Consider the following 22,904-nt stretch of genomic DNA (forward strand, 5'->3'; position numbering starts at 1 on the left):
TGATTCCGAACTAAAAGTCGATTCGATAAAAGATGTTCGCACCATCCTGGGTGCCGCTCTCGGTCTGGATTTCGATATGACGAGAAATCCGATAGCGCAAGCGCGCCACCGTCCCCTGGCCAAGAATGGATTGCCCCACACTGAAATACAGATTGGGGGTGATGTAATGGCCCAAGGTGACCATATCGGCGGCCAGCCCACTGCTATTATTGCTGGAACTCACCCCAACATCGATTCCCGCGCTACTGATGCTGTTGCCAAAAACTGCGGCGCGGCCGGCAGAGAATAGCTGTCCGGCAGCGGCAGAAAGCAGGGCTTCCTGACTTTGCAGGCCGGTGCTCGGTGTGCCAAGTATCAGGTAGGAGAGAATATCATTCTGCGCCATGCTGGGTTTGGAATAGAGATTGACGACAGGATGGCTCAGGTTGCCAGTTACCTGTACCCCCGCCAGGATCGTCTCGTTGTCCACCGCGAAACTGTTACTGTTTTTGATTTTCCGAACTGCCAGCACGTCGAGACTTGCAGCCTTTGGCGGGCCAGAAAAAAGAATGGTTCCTTTTTCGAAGGTGAGCGAGTTGCCGTAGATTTCATATTTCCCGTCGACCATATGCAGCGCCCCCTCGATCAAGGGCGTGGTGGAGGGAGGAATCATACGTACGCGCAGATTTCCCTGCAGATCGGCGTGCAGCCCCCCAATGAGCACCTTGGAGTTCTTGCCGAGCCCTACCTGAAGATCAACCGCGAGGTGTGACGGAGCAGGTTTCTGCTTAATGTCGCGAACGAAAGCCACATCGCTTGACGGCTTGGGACCCCCAAAATCGGTACCGAGGATGCGTAGACGGGTTGTCTCGACCTTGCCGGAAATGTGGATTTCTTTCTTTTGTTGACGAATATCGATGTCCGGCGCAACGGACGCCTGGACCTGGGGCAAGTTCAGGGCGAGAAAATCCTTACCGGTGATATGGATTTGGAACGGAGCACCTGGGCTCAGGGAGACATCGCCGTGGCCCTGGAGGTTCCCCGTGCCAGAGTGAACTTGTAATGAATCCAGGATCAGCTTGTCCCCACCAGCGGTCAGATTGGCCGAAATGTCCGTTAAATGCAGCCCCGCCTCCGGTATGTAACAACCCAGTCCCTGCGCCCTCGCGCGGCCTTGCCAGAGCGGCTTGCCCCAGGTTCCAGAGGCGTGAAGGTCGGCCTGAATATCCCCGCTCGGGTCAACAGCAATACTTCCGGTCGGCAGGTGGGACAGCAGGACGCCGGGGACGTGACCAATCAGTTGCGCTTGTAGCGGTTGCGCCTTCGGCATCCGCCAAGGGAGCTGCAGTGTTGCGGGGCTAGACGCGCTGAGCTGGAGGTTGCCCTGCTGCTTGGCCAATTGGAGCTGGCTATGCAATTGCAAGCCGCTTTTTCCCCAGATCAGATTCCCGTTGAATTGCTGCACGGCTACCTGCTCATTGGCATCACCGGCATGCCAATGCAGGGCAGTATCCGTTACGCCCCAATCCGCCTTGAGCTGGCAAACTCCATTGCACTGCCCATGGATTCGGGCGTTCCAGCGACCGCGTATGCCAGCGTCCAGCCCGCGGTTCCAAAAATCCAGAGGCAGAGAGTGTGCGATAACGTCCAAGCTTCCCTGCGTCGACTGTGGTCCATAGCCGCCAGAGATCTGGATGCTGGCGCCGTTGGCACCCGCCACGTGCAGGAGGCTAATGTTGGCACGGCCCTTCTGCCACTGTAGGGTGGCGGTTTGCGTTAGATTCCAAAGGCCGAGGTTGGGGCTGCGGAATTGCAGCTTTTGGAGATCGAGTTTCCAGTCCTGGGGCTGATGCCAGACTGTCCCTGCCAGGCGCAGTTCCCGCGCATTGTCCCGTGCCGAAAGGGTGAGCGCTGCCTGCTGTAAGGAGCCCGATAGCCCGCCACGGATGTCCATGGATTGGCCGTTGGTGACCAGTCCCGTGGCGAGAATTTTTCCCTGGATTTGGCTTTTTCCGTTCAGCGATCCATCCAGCGCAAGGTGGGCAAGTGCAGTGCGTTGATAGCGCAGATTCCTGCCTTGGAGATGCAGTGCACCTTGCCAAGCCTGATCACGCTGGCCTATCCATCCACTGAGCTGGGTATCTCCGCTCGCACCCGGCAGGATGCCCGCCCAACGTTGAATTTTTGCGTCGATCATCAGGCGCTGCTTGACACTGCCCTGCGCCGTGATCTGCAGTCCAGGCCCCCGCAAAATGGCGTGTTTCAGCTGCCAATTTTTCCCCGCGAATTGCAGTTCACCATCGCCCTGCAGCTTTTGTTGATAGATCTGGCTGGGCAGGATCAGCCACTGCGCGTTGCCCCGCCAGCCGTTCGCAGAGGAGCTGGCAGCGATCTGCAGATTGGCAGACAGCGTGCCGGGGATTTTGGAAAAAAACGCCTGTACTGGAATCTGCTGAAAATCCAGATGGCCCTTCACGCTCGGATTTTTGGACAGCGTCGTCTCGATCTGCGAGGGTAGCAGCTTCCCCTGCAAAAGATGTCCGGTTAGACGGAGCACGAGCCGGTCTTGGCTGCTCTGAAAATCTGCCGTGAGGTCGCTGGACTGCGCATTGACGTGCAGATTACCATGATACTGGCCTGCCCGCCCTGCAGCACTCCACTGGACGCTGAGTCCTTTGTTGCCCAGCATTTTTGGCATCCCGGGCCATGTCGTGCTGAATAGATGTCCTTCCGTACCATAGTCGCCGTGCAGCACTTTGGGGAGAGAAAAACGAAGATCTCCATGGACTGGCTTGGGCAGTTTCGAGCTCGTAATCTGGGCCTGGGATAACGCTATCTGATTTGGTTTTATGGTCGCGATTGCCTGTAGCTGTCCGGTGTTTTTGCCTTGGCGAAGCGCGAGCTGTATCGGGCCGCCATAGCTATTCGCCGAGATCCCGTGCCAATCCAGCGTTAATGCCAGGGAAGGGGCTGTGGACTGCGCACCTTGCCAATGGGCAGTAAGGACAATCTTTCTATTTGCTAGCGTTCCGGCAGCATTTGCCGAGATCTTGCCAAAGGAACCCGAGGCCACCAATTGATGCACTTCCAGCGTGCCGCGATTCCATCCCAAACTTGCACACTGACCATGCTGCAGCAAAAATTCCCTTTTTCCATTTTGATAGACCGATAAACTCTCTACCTGTACGGGAGATACGCGCAGGGAAAAAAGGTCCATCCAGGAGGGTAATTGGGGGATCGTCAGCGTTGGAGCAGTCTGGGACGGCGTGGATTTTGGCGTCCAGATCTTCGCGTCCTGCAGCAGTACGGAAGAAAAGCGTAGTTCTCCCCAAAGCAAGGTGCTGGGATGAAAGGCCCAGGAAACCTGTTGCGCAGAGATCTTGGTATGCCCGTGCGCATAGGTTAGCCCCCGCAAGGATAATCCATGTGCAATACTCCCGTGCAGGCTGCGGACCTGTAAACCCGGAACGAAACTGAGTGCCCAATTGGCACCTGCACTCGTAAAAAAAAGCCAGGTGAGCAGCACGAATAGGCCAATCAGCGGCAGCAATAAGCCAGAGAGGAGTAGGCGCGATAGTAGATTCGATGCGCGCATCAGAAATCAAAACCAACGGAAAGTACCAGTCGTACGGCTGGGGCGCGAGGCGCAACCAATGGGTGGGCAAGATCCAGTTTTATGGGGCCGACCGGAGAGTACCAGCGTGCACCAAGGCCCACATCCTGTAATGCATGAAAAGTGGAAAAGCTATCAAAGGCGTTGCCAATATCATAAAATGCATCAATTGCCCAATCGTGCGAGATAAATCGGTCTACATGTACTCCGGCAACCGCCAGTAGCCGTCCGCCAACGACCGCGCCCTCGGCATTGGTGGGTCCCTGCGACTGAAAGGCATAACCGGGAAGACTGTTTTGTCCGCCCGCGAAAAAGCGTAGATCCGGTGGTAAAAAACGGATATTGCCATGCAGCCACAGGGCACCCAGGCTGGCTCTTCCGCCAACTCCCCAGTTGCGGTTCAGCATCTCATCCCAACCGCCGCGAACGCGCAGTCGCAGGAAATTGCTGGTACTACCCCAGACTTTGCTTGCACCCTCTGCCGTCGCACGGACATAAAATCCAGACACGGGACGAAGGATATTGCGGTAATTTTGTACACTATAGGTAATCGATGGAAAAAGATAAAAAGAACTATCACTGATTCCAGAAACGGTATAGTTGGCTTGTTCCAGGTTGAACATGGCCTGGATGGAGGCATTCACATTTTTTCGCGCATTGTCGGCCAGCGCCCAACGCCTTCCGATGGCTGCGCGGAGCTCATTGGCAGACCAAATTTGATAGGTCTCATTCTGAAAGGACGTGCTCGCAATGTATTCCGAGCCCAGTGCGGCACCCACCGGCCAAGTATAGGTTCCACCAATATTACGACTTTTCTGGGCCACCTGCACGGCTACATGGAGATGTTGTGCGCGCCGAAACATGTTGTAGTCGTCATAATAGAGAATGCCATTCAGCCCAATGTCGGTGCTGTAGCCTACGCCCACTTTCAAATGCTGTTCTGGCAAGCTCGCGAGCTTGATGGTTACAGGTATGGAATCGCCGTGTAGATTTGTGGTGTCGCCAGTGACCTGGATATTTTGGAAGCGATTGGCATCATGCAGATTACTTTGCGTTAGAGAAAGTGCGCGTGGAGAATACCAATCACCCGGCTTGATGGTAAGGTAGCGATCGATAAACCAGCGCGGATATCGATCCGCACCAACGATATGGATGCTTCCTACACGGTATCGTTTTCCACTATTGAGCCAGAGATATATCTCCGCCCAGTTCTGTTTTCTGTCAATCAAGATTTCGTGGCGTGGGTAATAGGCGTTTACATATCCTTTTGACTCGAGAAAAGATAATGTCTGGTCTTTCCAAGTGCTATAAAGAACTTGATCGAGAATATCTCCGTCAGCGAGGGGGAAGGGCGCTATGGTTTTGCGAAGGACAGGATTTTCGTCGATTTGACCTTCAATCCGTATGTCTTTGCTCCGCAGGCGGATGGGAGCGCCGAGATCAATATGATACTGTACTGTTGCATCGCCGTTTGGGCCAGATATCGTCTTGGTATCCCATTTTGCGTGATAAAACCCATAGGCTTGCAGCGCATCGCGTAGGCGCAAGTTGGCAGAAAGGACCAGTTCGTGTAGGCGAGCTTCTTTGCCGTTATAACTCAGGGCGGGCATGGCACGCTGTAGTTTTGCACTGAGATCCGTAGGTACGCCAGTAACCCGAAAGGCGATCTCATTTTTGGCTAGCGCGACAGTCGGCAGTAGGCAGAGCAGCAGCGGTAGGAGACGCCACGCTGCGTGACCTCCAGGTTGGTATGCTTGCACTTTCAGGAGACGTTCCACCCTCTCGCTATGTTTTCCTGCTCGATGACGCCAGTGTAGCACAGGTAAGAAGGTGCTTTGCTAGCAGGTTGCTGGCTGCGACTGCTTGATTTTGGCCCCCGATTTCTATAGCATTCAGGCCTCTTCGAGATTTGGGCGGTTAGCTCAGCGGTAGAGCACTGCCTTCACACGGCAGGGGCCACAAGTTCGAACCTTGTACCGCCCACCAAATAAATCAATCAGTTAAAAAGCCGGCTCCGCGCCGGTTTTTCTTTGCGTGCGTTACCAAGTGCAGACGAATGAAAACCGTGTTCAAGGAGGGATGGGACTCGATAACATGGCGCTGTTTGACGCACTGGGTTTCCGATGGACCGCTCGGCAGTGCCGACTTCTGTTCTATCTTACTCGCTGGCTTCAGGGCTCATCTTCTTCTGCCGGTTTGCTAAGCAGGCCCGCCCGATTTTCGAGCCGCAAACCGAAGCGCACATCCTGATGAAATACCCAATACTGGCTGCGCTCCCCGCGTAACGCCTTGGCGCGGTAGAGGGCCTGGTCGGCGTAGCGGAGTAGGTTGGCTAGATCTTGCACGCCATCCTCCGGCACCCGGCAAATCCCCATGCTCAGGCGCACCGCCACCTCGCGGCCATCGGACAATAGGATGGGCGCATTCACTCCCGCCTCGATCTTGATCAGGACCAGCTCCAGCTCATCGAGATTGCGATAGCCCTCGATCAGCACCACAAATTCATCACCACCCAGGCGGGCGACATAGTCCGTGCGCCGCAGGCTATCCCGCAGACGGCGGCTGACGGCGCGCAGCACCTGGTCGCCGGCCTCATGGCCGTAGAGATCATTGATGGGCTTGAAATGATCGAGGTCGATCATGCACACCGCCAGATGCGATTCATTGCGCTTCGCCCGGGCGATGGCCAGCTCCAGCTCGTCATCCAGGGCGCGGCGGTTAGCCAATCCGGTAAGGCGATCGTGGCGCGACTCGTAATCCAGTTGCTCGAAGAGCTGCTGCTCACGGCTGACATCCCGTAGCAGGCCCAGATAATGGGTGAGCACGCCCGCCGTATCGCGGATCGGGATGATACTGATATGGTTCCAGAACTCGGTACCATCACGCCGGTAATTCAGCAGCTTTCCTTCCCAGGACGACTCCTGGGAGAGCGCATGATCAAGGGAGGCCAGTTCCTGCACGCTGGTGTCTGGCCCCTGTAGAATTTTCAGGCCCCGTTCCAGGATTTCCTCGTTGCGGTATCCCGTCATCAGGGTGAAGCTTTGGTTGACGTAGAGCACCCGCTTGCTCGCGTCAGTCAGCACCACGGCGTCGAAGGCCGAGCGTAACCCGGCGCCCAGGGTAGCCTGCAACTCATAGATAGCAACATCTTCCAAGGTCTCGGCCAGCACGCGCGCCGTCGACTCTAGTAGCATTTGCTCGTCGCTCGGCCAGGCCTCGCCCTCCTTGCGCAAGAGCAGCAACAAGCCCCAGGGTTTTTGCAAGCGAGAAAGCGGAATCACCGCTGTGGAGGAGATACCCTGTTGGTGCAGGCGCTCGGTCCAGGTGCGCAGGGCCGGCCCGTTGTGTAGGCGCGAAGAATAAAACGGGCGAGCGTCGCGCCAGACCAAGCCCAGCGGCCCCTGTCCCTCGGGGAGATCGGCGTGGATCGAGCACTGCACCCCAGCGAGGATGCTCCGGGAACCCGCTAGGGCCACCGTCTGCAAGATTCCATCCGCATTGGGCAGCAGGATGGCGGCAAAGGAGGCTACCTGGTTGTGCAATACGCTATCGCAGAAGCGCTGCATCAGATCCTTTTCGCTGCGCCGTGACAGGAGGATGGCGCCCAGGGCCTCACGCCAGGCCAGAAGCTGCTGCTGCCGCCGTAGATTGCTGTCCGACTGCCCGCCACGCCCGAGCAAACGCCAAAAACGCGCGCTGGGCTGGTTGGAATCGTCGGGGGAGTCGGACATGGAGCAGAAATCCTTGCAAAGGAGAGGGGGCTAGCATTGTAGCGAAATCAGGACAAGAAGTGACGTATTTTCACCCCCCGACACTTTCTCTTGCCAGTATCCGCTGGTGGTGGAACACCCAATAGTCGCGGCGTTGCTGCCGGGTCGCCTTGGCCTGATACAACGCCAGATCGGCGTAGCGCAACAGACGGCCCCCGTCGATCTCGCCATCTTCGGGGTAGCGGCAAATGCCCATGCTCAATCGTACCGATACTTCCCGCCCGTTGCCCAACAGAATCGGCGCATGGATCCGGGCTGCCAGCTTGGTGAGCACCACCGCCAATTCGTCCGGGGTCCGGTAGCCCTCTAGTAGGATCACAAATTCGTCACCGCCCAATCGCGCCACATAATCGCTGCGCCGCAGGCCCTCGCGCAGCCGCTGGGCCACCACTTGCAACACCTGATCCCCCGCCTCATGGCCGTACAGATCATTGATAGGCTTGAAAAGATCCAGATCGATCAGGCAAACGGTCAGGTTGGAATGATTCCGCTGGACCCGAGAAAGGGATACTTCCAGTTCTTCATCCAGGGCGCGGCGATTAGCCAGCCCGGTAAGGCGGTCATGGCGGGCCTCGTACTCGAGTTGCCCCAGCAGGGAGTGTTCGCGGCTCACGTCACGTAAGAGTCCGAGAAAATGCGTCAGCTCTCCGGTCGGATTGTGGATCGGCACGATACTCACATGGTTCCAGAACGGCTGTCCGCTGCGCTGATAATTCAGCAGCTTGCCCGACCAAGCAACGCCATCGCGCAGAGCGAGATCCAGGCTCGCCAAATCGGCTTGGCTGGTTTCTGGACCTTGCAGGATCTTCAAACCCTTGCCGCAGATCTCGTCTTCCTTGTAGCCCGTCATCAGGGTAAAGCTCTGATTCACAAACAGTACCCGTCGCTGTACATCCGTCAACACCACGCTGTCCAGGGCGGCGCGCAGCCCTCCCCCCAAAATCAGTTGGACCTGTTGTTTGGCTAACTCCTCCAGCACCTCGCCGAGCAAGCGTGCCGTGGATTGCAGAAGCATCTGGCCATCGCTGGCCCAATCCCTTTGCCGGTTGCGCGCTAAAAGCAGCAAGGCCCAGACCCGCCCGCGCCGCAGCACCGGAAGAACGCCCCAGGACCGCAGCCCATAGCGCGTCAATCGCGCATACCATTCGCCCCAGTCGGCAGCGGCGGGGATGGGCTGGGAGTAGAGGGCCCGCCCCTCGTGCCACACCTTCCCCAAAGGGCTCTGGGTATGGGCGACGGCGGCGAGGGGGGAACAGCAAATGTCGCTGACAAAAGCGCGGGGGCCACTCAAGGCCATGGGCTGCAGGACCGACTGCCCGCCCAGCCGCAGCACGACCGCAAGATCTGCTACCCCGTGCTGCACGGTCAGCGCGCAAAAATGCTGCAGAATCTGCCGCTCGTCGGTCTTGGGAATGAGGACCGCCGCCAAGGCCTCCCGCCAGGCGAGCAACTGCTGCTGCTCGCTGACACTCTGGTCGGCTTGCTGCGAGCCCCCCAACAGACGCCAGAAGCGGGCGCTCGGGGAACTCCGGGGGGCATCCTCCTGGCTCATGGCAGAATCAATACCCTAACTCGCGAGGCGGGCCTGGCGATGGTTCCGCTGGATTTCGTAGAGGGCGAGCAACTCGCTGCGCACGATGTTAAGCTCCATATCGAGGGTCACGACCGCCGCGCCGCGCTCATTGCGACGATCGAGCAGAAAATGACGACGGGTCTGCAGATGCTGGATGCGTTCTTGTACGTTCATCTTTCGTTCTCCTGGGTTAGTAGTGATGGCTAGGGGGTGACCCGGCCATTCTGGGTAATGACGACGCCGGAGCCGGTCGCGGCACTGGGGAAGCCGGCGGCACTGACCGCGCGGGCGATGGCGGTGCCCATGCCGGAACTGCAGTTGGCGACACCGACGGTAACTGTGATGAAAGCAGGTCCGGCAGCGCTGATGGTGGAGGCGCTGAGGGCAACCTGCCCACACTCAGGGGCCTGACCATCCACGCGGAAGGCCGGGATGCCATTGCCATACACCGGATCCGCCACATCATGGGCGGATTGGCCATTGAGAGTGCTATAGAGATCGGTTTGCGCGTTATTGCTAGACGCGGCATAACCATTCGTTACCGCATCTACTGCCATTTTGAAATCTGCTGCCACGGTTTGCGCCTTTGCAGTTTCGATGTACTGAAAATATTGGGGAATCGCAATCGCTGCCAAAATAGCGATGATGGCAATCACAATCATCAGTTCAATGAGGGTAAAGCCTCTCTGTCCCTCGGGATTCCGAGTGATTGCTTCCATTGCGATTTTCCTTTCCGAAAGGGTTCTCTATTGCAAGAACATTTTCCGAAAGGGGCACCCCCGAGGGGGTGCAACGCCAACTTATCTAACTAAAGTGAATTCCGCCATTGGAATCTATCGATACATTGCAAGATGTGCCAGTAGAGCAACTTCCACTTTGAGTAGTAGAAGTAATTCCGTTTTGAGTTCCTTGTAGATTCATATTTGACAAAGCAGCACCAACAGCAGTCACAAGCGTAGAAGACGCCCCTGACCCACTGAGGGAAATCAATACGTTGCTAGCAGTTGGTGTAACTGACGCCCCAGGTGTGGGTGTGCCGGTAGAACTGTTTGAACCGCCGATTATAAGGGTGTAACCACCCGGAAGTGAAAAAGTTGGCATTGAGGTAGTTTGACCAGCAGCAGCTGCAGCCACAGCCGCAGTACCTTGGGTAACCGCCTGATGAAAGTCCTGCGCAATCGTCGTCGCCTTGGACGTGACGATGTACTGCTCATACTGCGGAATGGCGATGGCCGCCAGGATACCGATGATCGCGATTACGATCATCAATTCGATCAGGGTGAAACCGGCTTCCGCCGCGTTCTTGACCTTCTGTACCTTCATACTCATGTTACTTCCTCCTGCAGGGAGATGATCCAAAACTCACACCATGCGAGTTGCAGGAAGACAAAGCAATTAGCGTGCCAATTCCTTATCTCATTGTTTTTGGTAGAGTATTAAAAAAGTGCGGGCTTTCCCCAAGCCTGCGCGGACGCCAGTGCATGTAACATCAGTGTTTGCAAATTCGCTAAAATAATCGACCCATCTACAATAACCTTAGGATAAACAAGGCATTGCCATCATTCCCCCGTAGAGAGCGTGTGACACGAAAACCTGTCCGCCGCCTTATTCTGTGACAAAAAATCGTGTCCGGATCCTGACCGTTCTGCACCTAATCGAGTTGGTGTCCCGCTTCGCCCCTGGCGGCAAGTGGAAAGGCGAGTAGATCCGAAAAGGTGCGATCTTACTCCGGACCCCTATCTTCACTTTTCGCGTGCGCCTTGTGCGCCTCAACGTAGGAGCGCAACACGGCATTCATGCGCGACTGATACCGCTTGCCGGTGTGCTTAAAGAACTCCAGCACTTCGGCGTCAACGCGAAGCGTGATTTGCTTCTTGGTGCGGGGCAACTCCGTTGCCGCCTTCATCCAAATGGCATCGGGCAAGTAGGGCGCATCGCTGTAGTCGATCTGCTCATCAGGCATGGCCGCGACAGCCTCAAGTTCGGCACGCTGTTGCGCCGTCAATGGCGGCAAATTCTTGGGGTCAAGGGTGAGCTTGACGGTATTGCTTGCGTTCTTGTTCATTGGCTTTTCTCGCTGAAATTAGCCGGATGGTTTCCTCATGCCGGACGGTATAAACCACGTACAGCAAGGCGGGGTCGGCATAACCGATGGTTGCCCATCGATCTTCGCCATAGTCCTCGCGCCCGTCGTACGCCTCAATGCGGTAAGGATCGAGCAGGACTCGCGCCGCAACGCTGAATCGCACGCCGTGCTTCCGCAGGTTTAGTGCCTCCTTGTCGGCGTCCCATTCAAAGTCCATGGCCTTATTGTAGATTCGTTTTGTAGTTACATCCAGCTTTATCTGTTCATCTGTCCACCTCTTTTCCGCTTTCCTGCAGGAAAACCCTGTGCTAGCTTTTTGGAATCTAACGACAGGAGTCTCGTTGCCCGTGTCCTCCGCTCCCAGCAACACCCGCATCTGGATTGGCGCGCAAAGTGCAAGTTTATTGGCAGGGACGAGTCGACAGGCCTGTTACCGGCTGGCCGACAGTGGCGAGGTGACCATCCGGCACGCAGAAAACAAGCGTCTGGAATTTTCCGCCCAGGATTTGGCGTCGCGGATTGGGCTGGATCTCACCCAGGAGGCCGGAGAGCTCTTGGTGTTGGCCGATGAAGGGGACAACGCCGCCATGCGCGAGTTTGGTCTCTTCCTCTTGGCGCAGGGGCGGGAATCTGCCGCGTTGGCATGGCTGCTCTTGGCTGCCGAGAAAAAGGATGTGGATGCGATGGACTGGGTGAGCACCTGTTTTTTGGAGGGGGTGGGAACCGATCCAGACTTGGCGCAGGCCTTGCGCTGGTTAGGAGAGGCTGCGGTAGCCGGACATCAGGTGGCGGCTGCCAAAATCGCGTCACTCCAGGAGCTGTCCTAAAGGACATGGCCCCATGCCCATTGGCGCAAGGCGCGCCGGGCTTGGAGCCATGGATATAGAACGATACCAGTGGCCCGGCTCTGGGCGCTGATTGTTCGCCCAGAACCAGATCAGCCGGGATGGCTGGCGGTGTTGCCCAACAGATGCTCGCGCTTGTCACGGATATCCTTGGCCAGGGCCATATACATGGCGGGCACGACAAAGAGCGAGAACAGTGCGCCGATAGCGAGACCGGTGCAGATCACCAAACCCATCTGGTAGCGCGATACCGATCCGGGCCCCGTCGCAAATACCAGCGGCAACACCCCCAGTACCATGGCCGCCGTGGTCATCAGGATCGGGCGCAACCGGATACTGGAGGCCTTTTCTACCGCCTCCCGCTTATCCAAGCCTTCGTGCAGCTGAATGCTGTTGGCGAATTGCACGATCAGAATACCCTGCTTGGCAATCAACCCAATCAGCGTGATCAGCCCCACCTCGGTATAGATGTTGATGGAGCCCAAGCCCAAGCTGATGAAGATCAACGCACCACTGATCGACATGGGCACGGTGATCAACACAATCAACGGATCGCGGAAGCTCTCGAACTGCGCCGAAAGAAGCAGGTAGATCAGCAGGATAGCCAGTAGGAAGGTCACCAGTAGGCCGCCTTTTTCCTGCATGTACTGGCGCGATTGGCTGCCATAGTTGATCTGATAATCACTCGGCATCACCTTTTCCGAGGCGTGACGGAAAAAGCTGAGCGCCTGCCCCATGCTCACGCCGGGTTTGGGAACCGCCTGTATCGTGGCCGCATTCAACTGATCAAACTGCGGCAAAAATTGCGGCTCCGTGCGCGTCGTGATCTGCACCAGCGTGGAAAGAGGCACCAGGGCACCGCTGGCTGTGCTGATGTAGTAGTGCTTCAGCATGCCCGGATCAGCGCGGAAGTGGTCCGGCACTTGCGGAATCACCTTATAACTGCGCCCATCCATGTCAAAACGGTTGACGTAATTGCCACCCAGCAGGGGCTGCAGATCCTGTGCAATGGTCGCCATGCTGATACCCAGGTTTCCCGCGAGATTCCGGTTGATTTTCAGCACTACTTCGGGGTTGTCGATGCGCAGATCCTTGGTGACATAAAAGAACAAACCACTCTTGTAGGCTGCGCCAACCACTTGATCCGCGACCTGATCGAGCTTGGTATAGCTACCCGGGCTCTGCAGAACAAATTGCACCGGCAGACCGCCGGAGGAGCCCGGCAGGGGAGGAGGTAGGAAGGAAGCTACCTGCAAGCCTGTAACGGATTGCAGAGCCTTCTGAACCTTGGGCTGCAAGGCCATGGCGGTAGTACTGCGCGCATCCCAGGGGGTCAGACGAATGCCGGCAAAGAGACTGTTGCTCGCGGCTCCGCTCCCAGCGGAGATTCCTGTCACCATAAAGGTCGCCGCCTTTTCGGGGTACTGATCTAACACGTGCAGTACGTCCTTACCGTAATGCACCAAAGCCTCCGGAGTAATCGTAGGTCCGCCGGTGCCTGCATTGAAAATAATTCCTTGATCTTCTTGGGGTGCCAGCTCTGACTTTGCGGTGGTGAACAAAAAGTAAATGCTGACAAAGACGACCGCCGCAAATAGCAAAGTCACCGGGACGTAATTCAGACTGCCACGCAAAAGGCGATCGTATAACCGAGTGAGAGCACTGAAGCGAGCGTCGATAAAGTGCCCGAAACCATGCTCTTGGGTCGGCCGCAAGACCTTGCTGGCCAGCATGGGAGACAGGGTGAGGGCAACGATCATGGAGATCAGCACCGCCGCCACCAGGGTAAAGGCAAACTCGCCAAAGAGGCTGCCGGTCAGGCCACCCATGAAGGCAATGGGGGCAAAGACGGCGATCAGCGTTGTGGACATGACGACGATGGCAGAGCCGAGCTCTCTGCCGGTCATGATTGCTGCTTCAAAAGGCGAGCGTCCTTCGTCGATGTGGCGATGCACGTTCTCAACGACGATGATGGCATCATCGACGACCAGCCCAATCGCCAATACAAAGGCGAGCAGGGTGATCAGATTGATGGAATAGCCCAGGGCCCACATGATCAGGCCAGCGCCAACAATGGAGAGGGGAATGGCTACGCCAGGAATGATTGCTGCGCGCCAGGAGCCCAAGGTCAGGAAGATGACCAAGAGCACCACTGCCAGGGTGATGCCGATGGTCAACATGACCTCATCCAAGGACGCCTTGATGAAGACGCTGGCATCGTAGGGAATCGCCTCGTGCAGGCCTGGAGGCAGTCCTTTGTCGATGTTTTTGAGCGCGGCCTTGACCCCACTGGCGACATCCAGGGAATTGGCCGAGGGCGATTCCTGAATGCCAATAAAGGCGGCCGGACGCCCATCGAAAAAGGCGTAAGAGGTGTAGTCTTGCGCCCCAAGCTCGACTTTGGCTACATCTTTGAGGCGAATCAGGGTATTGCCAGACTGGCTAATGACCAGATTGTCAAATTCCTGCACATTGTGCAGATTGGTGGTAGCAACGATGGTGTTCTGCACCGTCTTGCCACGGGTTTGACCAACAGCTGAAATGAAGTCGTTATCCTTGAGCGCCGTCGCAACCTGAGCGGCGCTGATGCCCAAGGCCGCCATCTTTTGCGGATTGAGCCAGACGCGCATGGCGTAAGTGTTGCCGTTGCCTGCGCCCGGCGGCAGGATTTGCGCCTCTCCCACTCCGGGTACGGTGGCCAACTGGGGCTGCACCACGCGCAACAGGTAGTCGGTGATTTGCTGCTGGTTCAGGGTCTTACTGTAGAACGCCACGTACATCAAATCCGTCGTGCTACCAACGGTCACGTTGATCACCGGCAACTGACTACCGCTCGGTAGTTGATCGGTAACCTGCTGCACCTTGGCTTGGATATTGGCCAGGGCGGAACTGGGGGGCGTATCCAGCTTCATGTAGATGGTGATGGTGGAGGTGCCCTCGGAGCTATTCGAGGTCAGGTAATCGATATGCGGCGCGCTGGCAATCACCTTCTCCAGGCGAGTGGTCACAAAACCCTGCACGGTTGCTGGGCTCGCACCAGGGTACGCGGTGGTGATAGTGACCACGGTATTGGTCAATGCCGGGTACTGCCGCACCGTCATCATCATGAAGGCGTGTAAGCCCAGCAGGAAAATCACCAGATTCAGGGCCGTGGCCATGACCGGCCGACGAACGAAGATTTCGGTAAAACGCATGGGTATGCCTCAGTCCGACGCTGCGACGCTGACCGGCGCGTCATTGGTAAGTTTGACTTGGCCCGCCGTAACGATCAGGTCTCCCGCTTTCAATCCTTTGCGAATGGCGACCTGACCGTCACGCTCTGCGCCCGTTTCTACAACGTGCTGCACCGCAATCTGGCTTTTTTTGCCATCTACGGTCTTGCTTTCGACGACATATACGAAGTTCCCGTAGGTGTTGTAGGTAATTGCCGCCGCTGGCACCGTAAGCACCTTTTGCACTGCATCGCGCACCACAGTGACCTGGCCGAACATGCCAGGACGTAGCACATTCTTGGGGTTTTCCAGAGTGGCCTGAATCTCTACCTGACGCGTCTGGGAATTGATGGCGGAGCCCAACGCGGTAATCTTGCCAATAAACGTCTGGTTACCCGTTGCGTCGGACTGGAAATGTACCGGCGTACCCCGCTGCAGCAACGGAAGGTCTGCTTGCGGCAGAGTAAAATCCACATGGAGCGGGTTCCAGGACTGTAGATCCGCGATGGCGGTTCCTGGCATTACATATTGCCCAACGTTTATCTTGTTGATGCCGATGTAGCCACTGAAGGGGGCGCTGATGGCCAGCTTGTGTAAGGTCGCTTGATCATTTTGTACCGTAGCCTGATCAACCGCATAGGTGGCGCGCGCCTGGTCCAGTTGCGCCTGGCTTGCGGCCTTGTCGGCAATCAAGGCTTCGGTTCGTTTGAGGTTGACCTCGGCAAGATGCAAATTGGCTCGATCGACCCGCAGCTGCGCCAGCTGGTTGCTGTCGTCTACCTGCACCAAGAGCTGTCCGGCGTGGACATAGCTACCCGAATGAAAATAAATGGCGGTAATGTTACCCGCAATCTGCGTGCTGAGTTCCGTACCTTGCACGGCCTTCAGCGAAGCGACTGCCTGCAGTTCGGGGTGCCACTCCTGCTCCCGTACTTTGGTTGCCGACACCGAAAATACCGGTTTGGGGGCGTTGGCGATAGCCTTGGCAACCATCTGGTTGACAAATGCCTTGAAGCCAAAAATCCCACCAAATAGGATGACTAAACCGAGAATAACGATAGCGTATGCTTTTTTCATTACAGATCTCCGGTGCCGGTTGCCGGGGGAATGAGAGACGAGGATTTACTGCGAAGAGCTAGAGGCCGCATGTGCATCATGTGCATCCGCGAGCTTGGGTCCGTCTTTACCGGGATGGTTCCACCAACCCCCACCCAGGGCCACAAGTAGGGCCGCAGTATCCTGGTAGCGTTGCGATTCTGCCTGTACCACGGCGATTTTCGCCGCACTGTACTGCACCTCACTGTTCAACAAGGTCAGATAGTCGATTGCGCCGCTGCGATAGCTTACCTCGCTCAGCTGCAAGGATTTGCGTGCCGCATCTAGGGCCGCCTGTTGGGCGCGCAGGGCCTCCGCGTCGCGCTGCAGGGCGCGCAAGGCATTGGCCACCTGGCCAAACGCTCCGAGTACCGTGCTGCGATACTCCTGATACGTCACCTCATAGGCCGCCTTGGCCTCGGATTCTTGCGCGCGCAATTTGCCGCCCTCGAAAATGGGTTGGGAGAGGGTGCCCACCAGGCTCCAGATGCTGCTGACGGGATTAAAGAAAAGGCCCGGATGCGCAGCAGTGGAACCAATGGCAGCACTCAACTGCACCGTTGGAAAGAACTGCGCCTTCGCTTCCCCAATGGTGGCATTGGCGGCTTTCATCTGTGCCAGAGCGGCCTGAATGTCAGGTCGCTGTTTCAAGAGCGTGGAGGGCAGGCTTACCGGTATTTTTTCTGGCAAGACAATCTGCTTGAGCTGCAGCTCGGGGATGGACGCCGCACCGGGAAATTGTCCGAGGAGTGTCGCCAGCTCGTGATCATACACCGTGAGCTGCTGCTGCAATGGTGGCAACTTTGCCTGCTCGCTGGCGAGCTGACTCGCCTGGGTAACCACCGTATTGTAACCAATGGCGCCGGCCTGATACTGCAGTTGGGTGAGGCGCAATAATTTTTCCTCACGCAGGACGATTTCTTGCGTGGCCGCAATCTGCGCGCGCGTTGCCGCCGCATCAATCGCGGTCGTAACGATGTTTCCCGTCAGGGTGAGACGTGCGGCCTCGAGTTCCCAGCGCTGGTAGTCCACCAGCGCCTCACTGTTCTTGTACACCAAACGATTGACACCAAAGATGTCGGGGTAGTACGAAACATTCAGGCTGCCCGTCACCAAGGAATAGTGAAAACCGCCTTTGCCCCCACCAAAAGCGGCGGCGGACGCCTTGGCCCGGGTGGACTCCAAACTTCCGCTTACCTGGGGATAAAATATGCTCGCGTTTACTCGTTCTTCTGCCTGCGCTTGCCGCAGTTGCGCCTGTGCCTGCGCTACGCTGGGACTATTCTTCAGCCCCGTTTGCACCAAGCGGTTGATTTGCGGAGAGTGAAAAAGCTTCCACCATTCCTCGTCCAGATCTTTGCCATAGGCAAACTTTTGTGCGCTACCCGCCAGTCCCTGGGCGCCAACGGTCTTTTGCGGATTACCGGATGCAGTGTAGGAGGTATGGTCACCTGGGCTGCTGGGAACGCGCAGCTTGGGCTCAAAGCTGCAGGCGGAGAGGCCCAAGGCGAGCAGCGTGCTGAAAACGACAGCACGATAACTGGGTGAGGGGCGACGCATGGACGAGGAGCTCCCGGTTGTAACCGACCGTTCGGTATCATGCGTCAAGGTCGTGCCACTGTCAACGCGGTAAAGAATTCGTTTCCAGTTGTGAAATCCCTTGATTTTCAGCAGTCGACTACGCATATTTAGTGCCAAAGTCACTTGATGGTCTGAAGGAGCGTATCATGATTCGTCGTGCCGTGTTGATCGGCTTTTCCGCCTCTGCTTTATTCTTGCTCACCCCTGTGGCCATGGCCGAGCCATCGGTTCCCCAGGTCATTCAATCCATCCAGTCGGGTCAGTTTGATCAGGCGCAGAAGCAATTGTCGGAGGTGATGGCGGCGCACCCCAACTCTGCCCAGGCAACCTATCTGGAATCTCGTCTGTTGGCAAAGGAAGGCAAATGGAACGAGGCGGCCGCGGCCCTGCAACGTGCCAAAACCCTGGATCCCAGCCTGTCTTTTGTGCAGAGCAAGGCATTGCGTGGCTATGAAAAGCAACTACAGCAGCATGTGCGCAAAAATGGCACAGCAGCGACTGCCGGTGGACAGTCTCACTCGCGCTTGGGCAGCGCTCTAGCCTGGTTTTTGGGGCTGATCGCACTGATCGCTGGAATTTCCTGGATCATGCGTCGGCGCCGGCAGCGGCAGGCCATGGCGGCGTACCAGCAGATGCCCATGGGCTTTGGTAACCCAGGCGGATTCCCGGGGCAGGGGGGCTATGGCCCGCAGGGTCCCTATGGGCCAGCAGGCAATCCTGGTGGCGGCGGAATCGGCTCTGGTCTCGCCTCGGGCATTGCGACTGGCGTGGGCATTGGTGCCGGTATAGCGGCTGGCAATGCGCTTGCGGGAAGCCTCTTTGGTCATCACGAAGAGAATGGTGCCAATGCCAATGATGACCAGTTGGGGCTGACCGATACGTCCTGGGGCGGGGATGATTCGAGCTCCGGTGACTTTGGTCTGGGAGGGGATGACGACAGCTGGGTGTAACCGCAAAGCAGGCTTTGCTCGTCTATCCTTGCCAAGCATCGCCAGCGACCAGTACCATTCAGCCTTTGCTGGTCAATGCTGAGATCGCTGGAGTGCAGTGATGTTTCACGGAAGTATGGTGGCGTTGGTCACGCCAATGGATTCGAGTGGAGCAGTGGACGATCGTGCCCTTCGGGATTTGGTCGAGTGGCATATCGCCGAAGGCACCCACGCGATCGTTGCGGTAGGTACAACCGGGGAGTCGGCCACGCTGGCGGTAAAAGAGCATGTCTCAGTGATCCGCAGCGTGGTCGAGCAAGCGCGGGGGCGCGTCCCAGTGATTGCAGGTACCGGGGCGAATGCCACGGCGGAGGCGATCGAGCTTACCCGGGCAGCCATGGAAGCGCAGGCGGATGCTGCACTTCTCGTCAGTCCCTACTACAACAAACCCACGCAGGAAGGGCTTTTCCAGCACTACAGTGCCGTCGCCGACGCCTGCCATTTTCCCATGATTCTCTATAATGTCCCTGGTCGTACCTCCGGGGACATCCTGCCCGAGACGATTGCACGCCTGGCGCAACGGCCCTGCGTGGTCGGGGTGAAAGAGGCCAGTGGCAAGGTCGATCGGATTGCCGAAATTCTTCATCTTTGTGCTAAGAGTGATGCCAGTATCGAAGCCTATAGCGGTGATGATGGTGCTGCTCTGGCGGCCATGGCCCTGGGCGCGCGCGGCGTGATTTCGGTGACCGCCAATGTCGCCCCGCGGGCAATGGCGCAGATGATGGATGCCGCGCTGCAGGGAGATTTTTCCCGCGCTCGGCGCATCAATGATGCCCTCGTTCCGTTGCATCGGGATCTGTTTGCGGAGTCGAACCCCATTCCGGCCAAATGGCTTTTGGCCGATATGCAGCGTATTGGTCCACGCATCCGCCTGCCACTGACCCCCCTCAGCGAGTCATTGCATGAGCGATTGCGCACTGCGCTGCGACATGCCGATGCCGCTCCTCTTTCTCCCACCTCATGAGTACGCCAGCAATCATGCGTAAACCTATTGCCCGCAGTATTATTGTCGCTTCCGTGCTCAGCCTGGGGCTGAGTGGTTGCTCTTGGATTCCCTTTCTCAAAACCAACAATGGCCCTGAGTACACCGACGCCAAGCTATTGAAGCCGCTTGCTGTTCCGCCGGACTTGCTCGCATCCGCGCCGCAACCGGGGGTTACCGTGCCGGGTGGCGGATTGAGTTCCGCGGAAGCGGTGCAGCAGTCGGGTATGCAGGCTGCTAGCACCGAGAATGGTTACGAAGTCTTTCATCCGCGCCTAGCCGCTGGGGAGAGTGCGGTGGCGGAGCCAACGGTGCCCGGAGTTCAGGCCGAGTTGCTTGGCCAGGGCAAGGACCTGACGCTGCACACCCAAGCCAAACCAGAACAGGTCTGGGCGGCCGTGCGCGCTGTTCTGGCGCAGGAAAAAATTGGCGTGAAAGATTTTTCGCCGGAGAAGAATGAGCTGCTGACGGATTGGGACTACGTTCGCGGCGGGATTACCTCGATCTTCGGCAATACGCTTGGTGCGAATCGGCGCATGCGTTTTACCTTTCACCTGCAGTCCCAGGCGGATGGTAGCCAGATTCTGAGTCTACAGCAGCAGCGGATGTGGATTAGTCCGAGTTCCGATTCCGTCGACTGGAGCGCGCACGAGCCGGATCTCTCGGCCAACCGTCATCTCTTGCAAGCGGTACAGAAACGTCTCGCGCAAGCCGTGGTAACGGCAGAAATGCCGGCGATCAAGGTCACCCGCTACCGCGATGACTTGGGACCGTACCTCGTGCTCAACCAACCTCCGGCTAAGGCGCAACCCGCCGTGCAGATGGCGGTCCGCAGTCTGGGTTATCCCGTCCAGACCGAAGCGCTGGGGGTCTGGTCCGTACAGCTGCGTGGCGGAAAAGCAGCGCAATCTTCCCCAGGGATCTTCGGAGGTATGTTCAGTCGTGCTTGGCGGAGCATCGAAGATATCTGGGGTGGCGGCAAGCCGTCCAAGCCCCTTGCCGTGCGGGTGAAACTGCTGGCCATGAAGGATGACAATGGCAGTGTGCTGGAGACTTCCTCTACTGCACAGGGTGAGGAAGAGAACAAGGCCGCCATCGAGGTTCTGGACAAGCTTCAGACTGCCTTGGCGCCGGCGCAAGGGAACGCCTCATGATAGAACGGTATACCCGGCCAGAAATGGGCGCGTTGTGGACGCAGGAGGCAAAATATCGCGCCTGGCTGGTGGTGGAGCTCGCAGCCTGCCGGGCTTTGGCAAAAAGGGGCGAAATCCCCGCCGGCGATCTGGCGCAGATCGAGGCAAAGGCCGACTTTGACGTCGCTCGCATCGACGCGATCGAGAAAGAAGTCAAACATGATGTTATCGCCTTTTTGACCTCCGTAGCCGAGTTCGTCGGCCCATCCAGCCGCTTCATTCACAAGGGTCTGACCTCTTCTGATGTGGTGGACACCGGCTTTGCCATGCAACTGCGTGACGCCGGCAAATTGTTGCGAGCGGGTCTGGAGCGCATGGATCGGGCACTCGTGAATCTGGCCTGGAAATACAAAGACACAATCATGATTGGCCGTTCCCACGGTATTCATGCCGAGCCGGTTACCTTCGGCTTGAAGGTCGCCGTCTGGCGGGCCGAGGCGCAGCGCAATCTGGCACGTCTCGATCGAGCGATCGCATCGATTTCCGTCGGGATGTTGTCGGGCGCCGTGGGCACCTTCGCCAATATCGGGCCGGATATCGAGGATGCGGTCTGTCAGGAACTGGGTCTTGAGCCAGAATTGGCGAGTACCCAGGTGATTTCCCGCGACCGTCATGCGGAGTTTTTTAATACCCTGGCGCTGATCGGCGGATCCATCGAAAAGGTCGCCGTGGAAATTCGCCATTTGCAGCGCACGGAAGTGCTGGAAGCCGAAGAGCCCTTCACGGCGGGACAGAAGGGGAGTTCGGCGATGCCGCACAAGCGCAATCCCATTCTCTCCGAGAACCTCACGGGTCTGGCGCGTTTGCTGCGCGGTTATGCAGGAATGGGGCTAGAGGATATTGCGCTCTGGCATGAGCGGGATATTTCCCATTCCAGTGTCGAGCGGGTGATTGGTCCCGATGCCTGTATTGTCCTGGATTTCATGCTGCACCGGGTAAGCGGTTTGCTCGAGGGCTTGGTCGTGTATCCCGAGCGTATGCGCGCCAATCTCAACAAGATGCACGGTCTGGTCTTTTCCCAGCGCGTCCTGCTCGCTCTGACAGAAAAGGGCATGTTGCGTGAGGAGGCGTATCGCGTGGTGCAGCGCAATGCCATGCGCGTCTGGCAAGAGGGGTTGGACTTTCAGACCTTGTTGGCAGCCGATGCGGACTTGCAAGGCTATCTTTCTGCGGCAGAGCTGGGTGAACTTTTTGATCTCAACTACCATACCAAACAGATCGACACGATCTTTGCGCGGGTCTTTCCCGCGGGGCGACCGGCATGAGTACGCGCGAAAAGTTATATGAAGGCAAGGCCAAGGTCGTCTACGCTGGGGACCATGCAGACGAATTGATCCTGCATTTCAAAGACGATACCTCTGCCTTTGATGGTGAAAAACTTGCCCAACTGGCGCGCAAGGGTGAGGTCAACAATGCCTTCAATGCCTTCATCATGGAATACCTGCAAGAGGCTGGGATACCTACGCATTTCCTGCGGCGCAGCGGAGCGCAGGAGTCCGTTGTCCAGCGCCTGGAAATGATCCCAGTGGAGTGTGTCATTCGCAATCGCGCCGCCGGCTCTCTGTGTCGACGTCTGGGCATTGAAGAAGGGCGTATACTTGAGCCGCCTGTGCTAGAGTTTTTTCTCAAGAATGACGCCTTGCATGACCCGCTGATCAACCGCTCACATATCCGCAGTTTTGCCTGGGCGACGGCGGAGGAGGTCGAGGCAATGACGCGCTGGACCGAGCGGGTAAATGTGCTCCTCGTCGATCTTTTTGCCCGTGCAGGCCTCATCCTGGTCGATTTCAAGCTGGAATTTGGACGCTTCCAAGGCGACTTACGTCTCGGTGACGAATTCAGTCCCGATGGCTGTCGCCTGTGGGATGCGCAAAGCTTGGAGAAGATGGACAAGGATCGTTTTCGCCGCGATTTGGGTGGTGTGGTGGAGGCGTATCTCGAGGTGGCGCGTCGGATTGGGGTTCCCCTCGCCTCGTCGTAAATAAA

At 57.4% G+C, this 22,904-nt stretch carries 18 protein-coding genes and 1 tRNA gene; 7 read left to right on the forward strand and 12 right to left on the reverse strand.

What is annotated here, in order from left to right; all coding sequences use genetic code 11:
- Positions 1–10: 10 nt before the first annotated feature.
- Both M5D89_RS07635 and M5D89_RS07640 read right to left on the reverse strand, forming a co-directional pair.
- Positions 11–3,574 carry a translocation/assembly module TamB domain-containing protein gene (locus M5D89_RS07635; RefSeq protein WP_248885232.1) on the reverse strand — a complete coding sequence of 1,188 codons (3,564 nt, stop codon included), beginning with the start codon at positions 3,572–3,574 and terminating at the stop codon, positions 11–13.
- Positions 3,574–5,370, reverse strand: coding sequence for an autotransporter assembly complex protein TamA (locus M5D89_RS07640; RefSeq protein ID WP_248885233.1), 1,797 nt, complete (start codon positions 5,368–5,370; stop codon positions 3,574–3,576). The genes M5D89_RS07635 and M5D89_RS07640 overlap by 1 nt, the downstream gene beginning before the upstream one ends.
- 133 nt (positions 5,371–5,503) lie before the next feature.
- Here M5D89_RS07640 and M5D89_RS07645 point away from each other — a divergent pair.
- Positions 5,504–5,578, forward strand: a tRNA-Val gene (locus M5D89_RS07645).
- 185 nt (positions 5,579–5,763) lie between these two features.
- Here M5D89_RS07645 and M5D89_RS07650 read toward each other — a convergent pair.
- The 7 genes from M5D89_RS07650 to M5D89_RS07680 form a co-directional block, all read right to left on the reverse strand.
- Positions 5,764–7,323, reverse strand: a complete 1,560-nt coding sequence (locus M5D89_RS07650) for a sensor domain-containing diguanylate cyclase (protein ID WP_248885234.1) — start codon at positions 7,321–7,323, stop codon at positions 5,764–5,766.
- Positions 7,324–7,393: 70 nt separating this feature from the next.
- Positions 7,394–8,914, reverse strand: a complete 1,521-nt coding sequence (locus M5D89_RS07655) for a diguanylate cyclase domain-containing protein (protein WP_248885235.1) — start codon at positions 8,912–8,914, stop codon at positions 7,394–7,396.
- Between the two features lie 15 nt (positions 8,915–8,929).
- Positions 8,930–9,109 (reverse strand): hypothetical protein, encoded by a 180-nt coding sequence (locus M5D89_RS07660; protein WP_248885236.1) that lies wholly within the window; start codon positions 9,107–9,109, stop codon positions 8,930–8,932.
- Positions 9,110–9,138: 29 nt separating this feature from the next.
- A complete protein-coding gene (locus M5D89_RS07665; protein ID WP_248885237.1) occupies positions 9,139–9,654 on the reverse strand; it encodes a prepilin-type N-terminal cleavage/methylation domain-containing protein in 516 nt (171 codons plus the stop codon).
- 85 nt (positions 9,655–9,739) lie between these two features.
- Entirely contained in the window at positions 9,740–10,264 is a 525-nt protein-coding gene (locus tag M5D89_RS14325) for a prepilin-type N-terminal cleavage/methylation domain-containing protein (protein WP_346347710.1), read from the reverse strand.
- Between the two features lie 394 nt (positions 10,265–10,658).
- The gene (locus M5D89_RS07675; RefSeq protein ID WP_248885238.1) at positions 10,659–11,000 is read right to left on the reverse strand and encodes a BrnA antitoxin family protein; all 342 of its coding nucleotides are present in this window, start codon (positions 10,998–11,000) and stop codon (positions 10,659–10,661) included.
- Positions 10,960–11,238, reverse strand: a complete 279-nt coding sequence (locus M5D89_RS07680) for a BrnT family toxin (RefSeq protein ID WP_248885239.1) — start codon at positions 11,236–11,238, stop codon at positions 10,960–10,962. The genes M5D89_RS07675 and M5D89_RS07680 overlap by 41 nt, the downstream gene beginning before the upstream one ends.
- Before the next feature lie 124 nt (positions 11,239–11,362).
- Here M5D89_RS07680 and M5D89_RS07685 point away from each other — a divergent pair, with 124 nt between their 5' ends.
- Entirely contained in the window at positions 11,363–11,848 is a 486-nt protein-coding gene (locus M5D89_RS07685) for an SEL1-like repeat protein (protein WP_248885240.1), read from the forward strand.
- 110 nt (positions 11,849–11,958) lie between these two features.
- On the opposite strand, the gene M5D89_RS07690 is transcribed toward M5D89_RS07685, so the two are convergent.
- From M5D89_RS07690 to M5D89_RS07700, 3 genes are read right to left on the reverse strand one after another with little or no spacing between them, the layout of a single operon-like run.
- Positions 11,959–15,060 (reverse strand): efflux RND transporter permease subunit, encoded by a 3,102-nt coding sequence (locus M5D89_RS07690; protein WP_248885241.1) that lies wholly within the window; start codon positions 15,058–15,060, stop codon positions 11,959–11,961.
- Between the two features lie 9 nt (positions 15,061–15,069).
- Positions 15,070–16,155, reverse strand: coding sequence for an efflux RND transporter periplasmic adaptor subunit (locus M5D89_RS07695; protein WP_248885242.1), 1,086 nt, complete (start codon positions 16,153–16,155; stop codon positions 15,070–15,072).
- Between the two features lie 45 nt (positions 16,156–16,200).
- Positions 16,201–17,733 (reverse strand): efflux transporter outer membrane subunit, encoded by a 1,533-nt coding sequence (locus M5D89_RS07700; protein WP_248885243.1) that lies wholly within the window; start codon positions 17,731–17,733, stop codon positions 16,201–16,203.
- Between the two features lie 167 nt (positions 17,734–17,900).
- Here M5D89_RS07700 and M5D89_RS07705 point away from each other — a divergent pair, with 167 nt between their 5' ends.
- The 5 genes from M5D89_RS07705 to purC all read left to right on the forward strand — a co-directional run bounded on the left by M5D89_RS07705 (position 17,901) and on the right by purC (position 22,899).
- Positions 17,901–18,704: a tetratricopeptide repeat protein gene (locus tag M5D89_RS07705; RefSeq protein ID WP_248885244.1), complete on the forward strand. Its 804-nt coding sequence runs from the start codon at positions 17,901–17,903 to the stop codon at positions 18,702–18,704.
- Positions 18,705–18,804: 100 nt separating this feature from the next.
- Entirely contained in the window at positions 18,805–19,707 is a 903-nt protein-coding gene (gene dapA, locus M5D89_RS07710; RefSeq protein WP_248885245.1) for a 4-hydroxy-tetrahydrodipicolinate synthase, read from the forward strand.
- 14 nt (positions 19,708–19,721) lie between these two features.
- Positions 19,722–20,879 carry an outer membrane protein assembly factor BamC gene (locus M5D89_RS07715; protein WP_248885246.1) on the forward strand — a complete coding sequence of 386 codons (1,158 nt, stop codon included), beginning with the start codon at positions 19,722–19,724 and terminating at the stop codon, positions 20,877–20,879.
- Positions 20,876–22,183, forward strand: a complete 1,308-nt coding sequence (gene purB / locus M5D89_RS07720) for an adenylosuccinate lyase (protein ID WP_248885247.1) — start codon at positions 20,876–20,878, stop codon at positions 22,181–22,183. Before M5D89_RS07715 ends, purB begins: the two co-directional genes overlap by 4 nt.
- On the forward strand, positions 22,180–22,899 hold the full coding sequence (gene purC / locus M5D89_RS07725; protein WP_248885248.1) for a phosphoribosylaminoimidazolesuccinocarboxamide synthase: 720 nt from the start codon (positions 22,180–22,182) through the stop codon (positions 22,897–22,899). The genes purB and purC overlap by 4 nt, the downstream gene beginning before the upstream one ends.
- Positions 22,900–22,904: the final 5 nt, after the last annotated feature.

Origin of the sequence: Acidithiobacillus acidisediminis (genome assembly GCF_023277115.1) — a bacterium.
GTDB lineage: Bacteria > Pseudomonadota > Gammaproteobacteria > Acidithiobacillales > Acidithiobacillaceae > Igneacidithiobacillus > Igneacidithiobacillus acidisediminis.